General features: G+C 70.4%; 5 protein-coding genes. 2 read left to right on the plus strand and 3 right to left on the minus strand.

Annotated elements, in window-relative coordinates; all coding sequences use genetic code 11:
• Positions 1-27: 27 nt before the first annotated feature.
• Entirely contained in the window at positions 28-8,466 is an 8,439-nt protein-coding gene (locus QSK45_RS18980; protein ID WP_490993587.1) for an SDR family NAD(P)-dependent oxidoreductase, read from the minus strand.
• A 57-nt stretch (positions 8,467-8,523) separates the two neighbouring features.
• On the minus strand, positions 8,524-9,777 hold the full coding sequence (locus QSK45_RS18985; RefSeq protein ID WP_285558368.1) for a cytochrome P450: 1,254 nt from the start codon (positions 9,775-9,777) through the stop codon (positions 8,524-8,526).
• Positions 9,778-10,271: 494 nt separating this feature from the next.
• On the opposite strand from QSK45_RS18985, the gene QSK45_RS18990 reads away from it, so the two are divergent.
• The gene (locus QSK45_RS18990) at positions 10,272-10,598 is read left to right on the plus strand and encodes a hypothetical protein (RefSeq protein WP_285558888.1); all 327 of its coding nucleotides are present in this window, start codon (positions 10,272-10,274) and stop codon (positions 10,596-10,598) included.
• The gene (locus QSK45_RS18995; RefSeq protein ID WP_285558369.1) at positions 10,544-11,101 is read left to right on the plus strand and encodes a 4'-phosphopantetheinyl transferase family protein; all 558 of its coding nucleotides are present in this window, start codon (positions 10,544-10,546) and stop codon (positions 11,099-11,101) included. The genes QSK45_RS18990 and QSK45_RS18995 overlap by 55 nt, the downstream gene beginning before the upstream one ends.
• Positions 11,102-11,492: 391 nt before the next feature.
• On the opposite strand, the gene QSK45_RS19000 is transcribed toward QSK45_RS18995, so the two are convergent.
• Positions 11,493-12,698, minus strand: coding sequence for a globin domain-containing protein (locus QSK45_RS19000; RefSeq protein WP_285558371.1), 1,206 nt, complete (start codon positions 12,696-12,698; stop codon positions 11,493-11,495).
• Positions 12,699-12,821: the final 123 nt, after the last annotated feature.

Here is a 12,821-nt window from a genome sequence, read left to right on the forward strand (position 1 = left end):
TCGGATCGCCCGTGCGCGGCGGCCGGTTCAGTGGCCGTCCACAAGGCTCGTGAAACTCGGGAAGGCGTCCTCCGCGGACAGTTCCTGGGCGATCGTCCGCATGACTCCCGGGTCCGCGCCCTGGATGAACAGATGACCGCCGGGCACGGTCGTCAGGGAGAAGGTGCCGCTGGTCAGCGCTTCCCACCCGCGCATCTGGTCCAGCGTGAACACCGGGTCGGCGGCGCCGCGCAGTACGGAGATCGGAGCCCGCAGCGGGGTGCCGCTCTCGAAGCGGTAGTCGCCGAGCATCTTCAGGTCCGCCCGGATCGACGGCATCCAGTGCAGGATCGAGGCTTCCTCCTCGACGGGGATGTCGAGCAGGTGGTTGTCCCGCAGCACGGCGAACACCCTGCTGTCGGGTTCCCGGTCCAGGTCGAAGCCGTCGCGGATGTGCGTGAGGTTGCGCACGTAGTCCTCGACCAGCGTCGGCGCGGGCCAGCCGCCGATGATGAGTTTCATCGGCACCTCGTTGTAGTACTGTTCGAGGTGCTTGGTGAGCTCGTAGGCGAGGAGCCCGCCCATACTGTGCCCGTAGACCACGAAGGTCCGGTCGAGATGCGGCAGCATCGCCTCGGCCAGCTCCGCCACCATCTCCGGCATCTTGTCCACCGGAATGTCGTCGAGCCGCTCCTCACGGCCCGGGAGCTGGATGCCCACCACCTCGATGGAGTCGGACAGCTGATCGGCCCACGGCGTGAAGACCGAGGCGCCGCCGCCGACGAACGGCAGCGCGAACAACCGCATCGAGGCGGTGTTGGAGCGGCCGATCACCGTGCGAATCCAGCGCTCCGGACCGGTGACGGGCAGCACCGGCGCCGCGCCGGTGGACTCACCGACGACCTGAGCGAGCACCTCACCGGCGAGTTCGGTGATCGACGGGCCCCGCATCAGGCCCATGGTCGGGAAGTCGATCTCCAGATGCTTCGCCAGGATGTTCCGGATCTGGCCCGCCATCAGCGAATCCATTCCGAGGTCGGTCAGGCCGACGTCCTGGGGGAGCCGATCGACCGGCATGTCGAAGATCCGTGATATCTGCTGTGACAGCGCGCTCGCCAGCCGCGGCATCCGCTCGTCATCCGGCAGTTCGAGGAGTTCTGCCCGCAGACCCTCGGTGCCGAACCCGGCCGCGGGGTGAGCCGCGTCCTGCGCCGCGAGGTGGGCGAGCCGCGGCGAGCTCCGGATGATCGGCATGACCTGATTCATCTTCGGCCAGTTGACGCCGAAGACGCTGGCGCTGCTGACACCCTGGACCAGGCAGCGGCCTATGAAGTCGAGTGCGTGATCGGGCGAGATCGGCGTCCAGCCGAGCCAGGACAGGGTGTCGAGCTTGTTGCGCGCGACGAACCCGACCTCGGCGATGGCACCCCAGTTGACCGTCAGCGCGGGCAGGCCGGTCTGCCGGCGATGCAGGGCCAGCGCCTCCAGGAACCCGTTCGCCGCCGCATAGTTGGACTGGCCGGGAGTGCCGACGTTCCAGCTCATCGACGAGAACATCACGAACGCGTCCAGGTCGAGTCCGCGAGTGTGGTGGTGCAGGTGCCAGGCGCCGTCCACCTTCGGCCGCACCGCTCGCAGGAATTGCTCCTCGGTCATCGCGGCGAGCGGGCCATCCGCGATGACCATGGCGGCGTGGTAGACGCCGCGCAGCGGGGGCAGCGCCGAGATGCGCTCGATCAGACTCCGGACTTCCGCCTCGACCGAGACGTCGGCACGCTCCAGGACGACGTCCACGCCCTTCGCGCGCAGCGCCGCGATCGGCTGCTCGTTCTCGGCGTCGATCTGTGCCCGGCGTCCGACCAGCACGATGGTCCGGGCCCCCTTGGCGGCGAGCCAGCCGGCGGTCCGCAGACCGAACCCGGTGTAACCGCCGGTGATCAGGTAGGTGCCCTCGGGATCGATCGCCACGTCACCGGTCGCGCCCGGGTACACCAGGACCTCGGCCTCCGCGTCGAATCCGACGACGACCTTGCCGATCTGTTTGGCGCCCGCCATGAACCGGAACGCCGAGGCCACCTCCGCGGCGCCGAATTCGGTGTGCGGCAGCGGCGGCAGCGCCCCCGCGTCCACGTGCTGCAGGACCGTGGTCATGGCCTCCCGGCAGCGGTCCGGGACCTCGCGCAGCATGCGGTCGATGTCGACAGCCGAGTAGCTCAGGTTGTTGCCGAACGGCCTCAGCCCCAGCTGGTAGTTGTCGTAGATGTCCTTCTTCCCGATCTCGACGAAGCGGCCGTGCGGGCGGAGCAGCTGGAGGCTCTTCGCGATGGTCTCGCCCTGGAGGGAATTGAGCACGACATCGACGCCGTCGTAGCGCCGGCGGATCTCGTCGGCGAACGTCAGCGAGCGGGAGTCGAAGACGTCTTCCACACCCAGGGACCGCAGGTACTCCCGCTTCTCCTGGCCGCCGGCGGTCGCGACGACCGTCGCACCCAGCAGGTGCGCTATGTGAACCGCGGCCAGGCCCACACCGCCGGCGGCGGCATGCACCAGCACCCGCTCGCCCGCGCGCAGCCGGCCGACGTCCACCAGCGCGTACCACGCGGTCAGATACGCCATCGGCAGCGTCGCGGCGTCAGCGTCGGACAGCCCGCGGGGTGCGGGATACACGTGCTGCTCGCCGGTGACCACACGGGAGCCGAAGCAACCGCGGGCGAAGGCGACCACGCGGTCACCCGGTGCCCACCCCTCGACCTCGGCCCCGGTCCCCACGACGACACCGGCGCATTCCACACCGAGGTTCTTCTCGTAGAAACCGCCTGAGGCCGCGCCCTCCGACAGTACGCCGAGGGTCAGCATGATGTCGCGGAAGTTCAGGCCGGTCACCGTCGGCTGGATGGCGACGTCGTGCGGGCCGAGAGCGGGCAGCGTCACCTCCGCGTACCGCAGCTCGTCGATCCCGGGTTCGGCGGGCACGCCCAGCGCGAACGTGGTCCCGTCCGACACCCGCACGGGGGTCGCGACGGAAGCCTCGAACTCGGCGGGCGAGAGGTGCTCGAAGCGGTCGGTGAAGCGGTTCCCGCCGCGGTAGGCGACCTCCTCCTCCGGCGTCCGCACGTGCTGCAGCTCGTCGAACAGCTGCGTGGCCCGCACGTCGGCGCCGGACGCCGGATCGAAGTCGATGATCTTCGCTCGCAGGCTGCTGTGCTCACTGAGCAGCACTCGCAGAATGCCCCAGCTCGGCAGCTGCGACGGCACGGTCCGATCGGCCCGGTCCACTACGGGCCCGCCGGCCGTGGCCACCCAGAACCGTGGAGCCTCGGTCCAGTCCAGTTGCTCGACGGCCTGCGCCAGAGCGATCACGCTGTAGGCGCCGTCGCGTTCCACCTGCGGCAGCAGCGCGCCGGTCAGCTCGGTCGCGGCGTAGTCCAGGTTCCACAGGTGCAGGACCCCGGGCACGGCGCCGGCCTCTTCGCGTACCTGCTCGAGCACGCGCCGGAGGTCGTCGGCGCTGGCCGGGTTCGCCCGGTAGCGGCCGTCGCCGAGCGGCTCGAAGGCTTCGCCGCGGGTGACGAGGACGCTGCCGCCGGCGGCCTCCCCGAGCCGGTCGAGGAAGTGTTCGCCGACGCCGTCGGCGTCGGCCAGCACGACCCAGGAGCCCGGTTCGACACGCGGCTGATGGGGTGTGAGGTCCAACTCCTTCGCCCGCGCGGTGATGACCGAGCAGCCGGTCTGCCGCGGGTCGGTCATGTCGGAGAAGACCTGGACGCTCTCGAAGCCCGCCGTGGGCAGGAACTCCTGCCACTGTGCCTCGGACATCAGCGGGTAGTGCGGCCGCAGTTCGCGGTCGGCGAACCGCCACCACCCGTCGGTCATGCCGAAGGTCAGGTCGACCCAGTGCGGCGGGTTGGTCTCCTCGACGACGATCACCAGCCCGCGCGAGGTGAGCAGCTGCTCGACGTTGCCGAGGGTGGTACGCAGCTCCCGGGTGGCGTGCAGGACGTTGGCCGCCACGACGATGTCGAAGTAGTGCGGATCGAAGCCCTGCTCCGCGATGTCCTGTTCGATGTCGAGAATCCGGTAGTCCACGATGTCGTGGCCGGCGAACCGCTGCTGTGCCTTGTTCAGGAAGAGCTGGCCGATGTCGGTGAACACGTATTCCGCGCGGTCCGAGGGCAGCTGGTTCAGGACCCAGCCGGTCGTGCCGGCGGTGCCGGCCCCGATCTCCAGCACGCGAATGGGCCGGTCCTCCGGCAGCCTCCGCACACATTCGGCGACGGCTTCGGCGACCATGCGATTGCACCGCTCGAACGAGAACGAGGTCTCGTAGAGGTCGACGACCGACTGGAATTCGCTCTCCGGGAAGATGAGCTCGACGGGATTGACCTCGTCACGCAGCACGGCCGCCTGCTCGGTGCCGCAGCGCTCCAGCACGGCGTACTCGGGCTCGCATTCGGGATGCTGCTCGCGCAGTCGCGCGAGCGCCGCTGCGGTGTCGATGCGGGCGGGCGGGCGCAGCAGTTGCCAGGCGTCGCCGTCCTCGCCGGTGATGCCGTGCCGGGAGAGCAGTTCCAGCAGGCGGGCGAGGTAGTCGTGGTGCTTGCGGTGAACGCCCAGCTCGCGCGCGAGGTCATCGAGGGTGAAGCGACGTCCCGGCGTGAAGTCCATGCCGAGCTGGTGGAACGCCTCGGTGACGTAGGCGATGCAGAGCCGGTTCATCTCGGCTTCCGTCTCCGCGTGGTATTCGCGGTTGAGCGGCCAGTCGCGGATCTCGTCGGCGATCGGGGCGATGGCGGCCCGCAGCGCGGACGCGTCCGGCACGAAATCGGCGGGCAGCAGCGTCCGCTCACGTACCGGCGCTGGACTCCACTGGTACTCGTAGAGCCACTGGAGCAGCGCGTCGCGGTCTTCGGTGGGCTGGGTGATGGACTTGCCTTTGAATCCCTCGAACTCGGCCACCAGCTCGCCGTCCTCGTTGAACAGCCACAGATCGCCTTCGCAGTAGGTGATGTCGTCGAGGACGTGTGCCTGCCCGTAGCAGTACAGCCGCTTGCCTGCCTTGGCGTGGAAGCTGAACCGCTTGACGTCGAACGGTATGTAGAGCGTCTTGTCCTCGGTGTTCGGGTCGTTGCCCATCGCGATGGACAGCGACTGGAAGCACGCGTCGAGCAGCGCCGGGTGGATCATGTGCCGCGTCGCTTCGTCCGCGATCGTGTCCGGGGTGTCGATCCGTCCGAGCGAGCGGAGTTCGCCGTACTTCAGCCGCGAGATCACCCGGAACGTCGGCCCCAGCATCAGGCCGTTGTTGCGGAACTTCGCGAAGACCTTCGCCGGGTCGAATTCGAGCGGGCAGTGGGCTTCCAGCTCGGCGAACGGAACGGGCGGCTCCGCGTCGGGGGCGCCGGCGCGGACCGTGCCCTCGGAGTGCAGGACCCATTCCTTGTCGCCGTCCTGCAGGCTGTAGACCCCGAAGTGCATCGACGGGGACAGCACCACCTGGACGAGCGGCGCCGGCCGGTCGTCGAAGACGAACAGCGGGCGGCGGAACTCGACGTTCTCGACCGAGTACCGGCCCGGTCCGAACGCATCGGTCGCGCAACCGACGACGAGATCGAGGTGGCCCGCGCCGGGGAACACGATCGGCCCCTGCACGCGGTGGTCCTCAAGCCACGGGAACGTATCGGTGTCCATCGTCAGTTCCCACACGTACTTGTCCGGCTCGTCGGCGACGGGGGAACGGGTCCCGACGAGCGGATGCCCCTGCGACGGGAAGCGCCGGCTGCGCGAGAACGGCGTTTCCAGCCAGTGCTCTTCGCGCTGCCACGGGTAGAAGGGCAGCGGCACGCGCTGGATGCTGCCGTCGAACACGCGCTGCCAGGCGAAGTCGAGACCGGCCGCGTACAGCGATCCCAGCGAGGACAGCAGGGTGAAGCCGTCGGGCTGCTTGCGGTGCAGCGACGGCACGGCGGTCCCCGTGGTCTGCCGCTTGGACAGCAGCTCGCCGATGGCGGTGGAGTGGATGGGGTGCGGACCCAGCTCGATGAAGGTCGGGTGCCCGTCCTTGATGAGCCGGTCGATGGTGGGGGCGAACCGGACGGGCTCGCGGATATTGCGCCACCAGTACCCGGCATCGAGTTCACCGGCCGAGACCGGGGCGCCGGTGACCGTGGAGTACATCGGTACGTCGGCCGGGCCCGAGGTGATGGCGGACAGCGACTCGAACACGTCGTCGCGCAGCGGGTCCATGTGGTGGCTGTGGAACGCGACCTTCACCTGGAGCATGCGGCAGAAGATCCGGTCCCGCTCCAGCTGGCCGCGGATCTCCTCCAGCGCGTCGGGGTCACCTGCCAGCGCGGTCGATTCCGGGCCGTTGAGCGCCGCCACCGAGACGCGTCCGCGATAGCCGCTGACGAGCTGCTCCGCGGCGTGCTGGGGCAGGCCGACGGCCAGCATCGTGCCCTTGCCCGACGCCTGCTGCTGCACCCGGCTGCGGTGGTAGATGACGCGTACCGCGTCCTCGAAGGACAGCGCGCCCGAGACGCACGCGGCGGCCACCTCGCCGATGCTGTGACCGACGACGGCCGCCGGGGTGATGCCCCAGCTCTGCCACAGGGCGGCCAGTCCGAGCTGGATGGCGAACACCGCGGGCTGCGCGATGAAGGTCTCGCCGATGCGGCTTTCGTCCTCGTCCCGGTGGAGCTCCTCGAGCACGCTCCAGTCGGCGTGCCGGCGAAGTTCGGCGTCGACGCGCTCGACGGTCTGGCGGAAGACCTTGTTCTGGGCGAGCAGTTCGCGCCCCATGCCCCACCACTGCGGGCCCTGGCCGGAGAAGACGAAGACGACATTGCTCGCGCCGGATGCCTTCACACCGCGGTGCAGCCCCTCGGGATCGGCTCCCCTGGCCACGTCACGCAGCGCGTCGCGCAGTTCCTCCGCGGACGAGCAGGCCATGGCCAGCCGGTGGTCGTAGTGCGAACGCGTCCGGGCCTGCGCGGAGGCGATCTCGGGCAGGGCTGCCGTCTTCGGAGCCGCCAGGAAGTCGGCGTACGTCCCGGCATAGGCACGTAGCGCGGCGTCCGTTTTCGCGCTGAGGGTGAACAGGACCGGCTCGTCCGCCGCGCTGCCCGCCGCCAGGGTCTCCGTCGGCTCCTCCGCCGGCGGAGCTGCCACGATCACGTGCGCGTTGGAGCCACCGAAGCCGAACGAGTTCACGCCCGCCAGTCGCGGTCCGGTTCCGGGCCAGGGCTGGCGGGTCTGCGCGAGCCGCAGCCCCAGCTCGTCGAACGGGATGGCCGGATTGGGCTCCTCCGCGTGCAGGTTCGCGGGGATCTCACCCTTCTGGACGACGAGGCACGCCTTGATGAGGCCGACCATTCCGGCGGCCGACTCAAGGTGGCCGACGTTCGACTTCACGGCGCCGACGACGCAGGGGCCCCGTCCGATGCGCCCGGTTCCCAGTACGCGGCCCAGGGCGCGCGCCTCGATGGGGTCGCCGACCGGGGTGCCCGTGCCGTGGGCTTCGATGTAGGAGATGTCGGCCGGAGCGACCCCCGCGTCGCGGCAGGCGTCCGCGATCATCTGCGCCTGGGCGTCCTCACTCGGCACGGAGATGCCGTTGGTGCGTCCGTCCTGGTTCGTCGCACTGCCGCGCAGCACCGCGTAGATGCGGTCGCCGTCGGCCACGGCCGCGGACAGCGGCTTGAGCACCACCGTGCCCGAACCCTCGCTGCGGATGTAACCGTCGCCCGTCCGGCTGAACGACTGGCACCGGCCGCTGGGGGAGAGAAATGTCCCCTGGCTGAAGCCGATCGTTGCCTCCGGGAGCAGCAGCGTGCTGACGCCGCCGACGATGGCCATCGTCGCCTCGCCCGAGCGGATGCTGCGGAGCGCGAGGTGGATGGCGACGAGCGACGAGGAACACGCCGTGTCGACCGTCATGCTCGGACCGCGGAGGTCGAGCAGATAGGAAACCCGGTTGGCCACGATGCAGTTCGTCACGCCGGTCATCGTGTGACCGCCGATCAGATGCCGGTTCTCCGGATTGAGCTGGATGATGCCGTAGTCGTGTCCTGACACACCGGCGTATACGGCCACCTTCTGGCCGGCGATGTGCTCGGGCGGGATTCCCGCGTCCTGCAGCGCCTCCCAGGTGGTCTCCAGGAACAGTCGCTGCTGCGGGTCGATCCGCGCGGCCTCGGTCGGCGTGATGCCGAAGAAGTGGGCATCAAAGGAGGACACGTCGTCCAGGTAACCGCCGGTGCGGGTACGCATGTGCCCGGGTCGGCCCGCGTCGCGGTCGTAGAAGGCATCGGCGGTCCACCGGTCCTCCGGCACTTCCCGTACCGCGTCCCGCTCCTCGACCAGCAATCGCCAGAACTCCTCCACGTTGCCGACCTGACCCGGGAACCGGCAACCAATTCCTACGACGGCGACGCCCTCATGTGCCGGTGACGCGCTCTCGGTCGGGGAGCCGTGGGCAGCATTCATCATTCAACCTCGTTCTGAGCGATGCTTCGGTCGACTGGGTGAACCGCGCTGTTCCTGCGTTCAGGCCACCGTGGACGGTGTGACCTGCACCTTGCGTCCCAAGTGGACAGGCACCTGCGCATAGCCACGGAACGTGAGCTGCCGGCGGAGCCGGGGCGGTGCCGCGGCGCGCATGTCGGGGAAGCGCTCGAACAGAGAGCGCACCGCGTGCGTGGCTTCCATCCGGGCCAGACTGGCCCCGAAACAGGCGTGGACGCCATAACTGAAACTCAGGTGTTCGTTGGCGTTCGGCCGGGCCACGTCGAACCGCTGCGGGTCGGTGAACACCGCGGGGTCCCGGTTGGCGCCCGCCAGCGACAGCATGACCATGGAGCCCTGCGGCAGCTGGACGCCCTCCAGCTCCAGATCGGTCAGCGCCTGACGGGCCGTGATGAACACCGGCGGCTCGTACCGAAGCGCCTCTTCGACGGCGTTGGGCCACAGCTGCGGTTCGGCGCGCAGCCGGTCCAGCTGCTCCGGGAGGCGGAGCAGGAGGGACACGCAGTGACCTATCAGATTGGCGGTGGTCTCGAATCCGGCGCCGATGATGATGCTGGCGTTGGCTTTGAGGGCGTAATGGTCCAGATCGCCGCTCCGCACCAAATTGCTGAGGATGTCGTCGCCCGGTTCCCTGCGCAGCTTCTCGATATGCCGGTCGAGATAGTCGTTCAGGCTCTGTGCCGCTTGCATCGCGCGGCCGTACGTCCGCCGGGAGATGCCCACGTCCAGCATGGGCGTCATGTCTTTGCCCCAGGCCAGAAACTTCTCCTGGTCTTCCCGGGGCATGCCGAGTATGTCGAAGATGATCGCGATGGGCACGCGCGAGGCGAACGATTCGACCAGCTCGATCGAACCGCCGGAGGGCATGGCGTCGAGCAGTTCCTCGGTGACGGTCTCGACCGTATCGCGCAGCTTCTTGACCGCGCGCGGCGTGAACGCGGACACGACCGGCTTGCGCATCGCGGTGTGGTCCGGGGGATTCATGCGCAGCATCGCGGGCGGATCGGCCGGATTGGCCGGCGGTGGCACCCGGTTCGCAAATCTCTGCAATACCTTGGGAATCTGTATCCTGGCCGAGCTGCGCACGCCGAACCTGTCGTCCCGCAGGACCGACCGCACCAACGCGTGGTCACAGGTCACCCACGGCAGCGGCGTCTTCACCAGTCTGCCCTGGCTGCGTATCGTCTCGATGTACGGGTGCGGATCGGTGATCCCTTCAGGACCCATCATCCGGGCGAAGGTGTCGCCTTTCCGGGACTGCACGCGCAGCACCACCCGCGGGACACCATGCAGGGAAAACCAGCGAAGCCAATATTGCCGCGTCATGAGCAGCACCCAATCCCGACGAGAGGTGTCATCACTACGACTCCGAGCAGATCGACTCGGGCGTGAGTCCGGGTTCCTGAGCGGCGCCTGGCGGATGGCCTCGGCCGCATGACCCTGCCCCCTCGTTTCCGCTGCCCAGTGGACAGCGCCCCCGAATCGCTTTCGGCCATCATGCCCAGCGGCTCTGGCATATCGATGGCACGCAGATGGCGCGGCGCTGACCTCGGTCGCCTTGGGCCCGCTCCCACCGGCTGCACGAATACGGCATGAGGCCCGCCGGCCCGGGGCGATGGGGGCTCACTGTTCCGTGACAGACGGGACCTTTCGCGGGCCCGCCGTGGGTGAGTTGCCGGCACTCGCCTGGGTTCACTGGGGTTCGAGGTGCTGCGAGCGTCCTTCTGGCAGCGGCACCCCGTCGCTGGAGCGGCGGAGGGTGGCATGGTGTGCGGCACCGGTGGCCGACGAGCGAGGCGGCCGGACAGCGCGACCCCTGTGCCGGCCATTGCGGGACCAGTGACAGCGCCAAAGAACGTCCCGGCCCAACCGGCGCCTTCTACCTGGACGTCATCTCGCGCACCGTCAACCGGCCGCTCCACCACGAGGTGCTGCGCGCCGTCCTCGACCGGCTCTCGCGCCGCCACCCCGCCCTGCGCACCCGCTTCGACCTCGGCACGTTCAGCGAACCGATGCGGCCGGTTTCCGGGCCGGTCCGCTGGTGCCCGGCGCCGACCGGGCGCCGCGCTGGCCGGCCGGCGCGGTGGGCAGCATGACCCACTGCACCGGCTACCGGGCGGCGGCCGTCGCGGCGGCCTCCCGGATCCACGCGGTGGGCATCGACGCCGAACCCCACGAAGCGCTGCCGCCCGAGGTCGGCGCGCTCATCACCGACGCCGGGGAACGGACCGACCTGGAGCGGCTTTCGGCGCGGCACCCGCGGGTGCACTGGGGCCGCCTGCTGTTCTCCGCGAAGGAGAGCGTCTTCAAGGCCTGGTACCCGCTCACCGGCCAGTGGCTGGACTTCCACGACGCGCGGGTGACGCTCCACCCGGAGTCCCGTACGTTCACCGCGGACCTGGCCGGGACCCGGCTGCGCGGCCGCTGGGCCGCGACGCCCCGGCTGCTCACGACGGCCGTCGCGCTGCCCGCTCGGCGTGAGGGGGCCGGCTGGGCCGGGAGCGGGCGTGCAGGGTGCCCCGCGACCGCGCCCACGCGGGCGACGTCGCCCGCCGCGCCGGCGGACGCGAGGGCACTTCGCCCACGCCCATGGCGGTGACGGCTGCCCCCTCGCCCGTGGCCGCGGACAGCGGGCCGTCGCGTCGCCACGGCGCCGCCACCGGCAACGACGCCGTCACGCATGACAGCGACGGCTGCCCCCTCGCCCACGACCGCAGGCAACCGAGCCGTCGCGTCCCTACAGCACCGCCACCGGCGGGCCGTCGCCCGGCAGGGTGACGTCCGGGGCACGCGGGCCGGTCGCCGGGCCGGTGCGGCCGACGGCCGGTGCGTCCCGGGTGCCGCCGTGCCGCGCCCCGCCCGTCCGGAGGCGGAGAAGCCGCGCACCGGACGGACAGGGCGGACGGAAGCGGCGGGGGGCAGACGCCGGGGCGGCCGGCATACCGCCGGCCACCCCGGGCAGGGCCCGGTGGCCCGGTGCGATCGCCCCGTCATCCCTCCGCGTTCGCCAGCCACAGGTCGGGGCCGAAGACCTCGTAGCGGATGCTGCGCGCGGGGATTCCGGCCCGGAGCAGCTGGGCGCGGACGGCACGCATGAAGGGGAGCGAGCCGCACAGGTAGACGTCGGCGTCGGCGGGCAGGTCCAGGCCCTCGACGTCCATCAGGCCCAGGTGGGAACCGGGCTCCTCGGTGGCGTCCTGCTCGTACCAGAACTCCGCCTTCGCGGCCGGAAGTTGCTCCACCACGCGGCGGGTGTCGGCCCGCAGGGCGTGGTCGGCCGGGGTGCGGTCGGCGTGCAGCACCCGCACCGGCCGGGACGAACCGGTGGCGGCGAGGTGTTCGAGCATGCCGACCATCGGGGTGCAGCCGATGCCGGCGGAGACCAGGACGAGCGGAGTGCCGGCGTCCTCCAGGACGACGTCACCGAACGGCGCCGACAGGGTGAGTTCGTCGCCGGCGCGCACCGTGCGGTACAGCTGGTTGGAGACCTCGCCCTCGGGGGTGTCGGCCGCGCTCGCCACCCGCTTGACGGTGATGCGCCGCAGGCCGTCGCCCGGCGCGCTGGACAGGCTGTACTGGCGGGTCTGGTGGACGCCGTCCGGCATGAGCACGCGGACGCTGACGTACTGTCCGGCGCGCGCCCGGGGCAGGGCGCCCTCGTCGGCCGGGCGCAGCAGGAAGGAGACCACATCGTCGGTCTCCTCGCGCCGTTCCACCACGGCCCACCGCCGCCACGGCTCGTGCGGGTCGACCCGCGCTTCCTGGTAGAGGCGGGCCTCCTGGGCTATGAGGGCGCCGGCCATCAGCCAGTACACCTCGTCCCAGGCGGCGGCCACCTCGGCGGTGACGGCCTCCCCCAGGACGTCGCCGATCGCACGGAACAGGTACTTGTGGACGATCGTGTACTGGTCCTCGGTGACGCCGAGCGCGGCGTGCTTGTGAGCGATCCGGGCGAGGAGGGCGTCCGGGCGCGAGTCGGGGTCGGCCAGCAGCCCCTGGGCGAACGCCGCGATCGATCCGGCCAGCGCCCGGCGCTGCTCACCGCTGGCCTGGTTGCCGCGGTTGAACAGCCCGTCCAGCAGCTCTGGTTGCTCGGCGAACATGGTGCCGTAGAACCGTGTCGTGATCTCGTCCAGGGCGCCGCCCACGGCGGGCAGGGTGGCACGGACGACAGCGGCGGACTCGGGCGAAAGCATGGGGACTCCTTCGGAGGCGTGGGGCACGTCGAGGGGCGGCACTCACCGCCGCCGCCGGAATCCGCCGTGCGGATCCCGGACCGGTACATCGATCATCGCGAGGGGCCGTCCTGCGGGACAGGG

The organism is Streptomyces hygroscopicus subsp. hygroscopicus (assembly GCF_030269125.1).
In the GTDB taxonomy this organism is placed as follows: domain Bacteria; phylum Actinomycetota; class Actinomycetes; order Streptomycetales; family Streptomycetaceae; genus Streptomyces; species Streptomyces hygroscopicus_C.

What these genes read in the sequence shown, in the direction of transcription:
- QSK45_RS19000 (WP_285558371.1), bottom strand. Translation starts at nt 12,698, where the DNA reads ATGCTTTCGCCCGAGTCCGCCGCTGTCGTCCGTGCCACCCTGCCCGCC.
- QSK45_RS18980 (WP_490993587.1), bottom strand. Translation starts at nt 8,466, where the DNA reads ATGATGAATGCTGCCCACGGCTCCCCGACCGAGAGCGCGTCACCGGCA.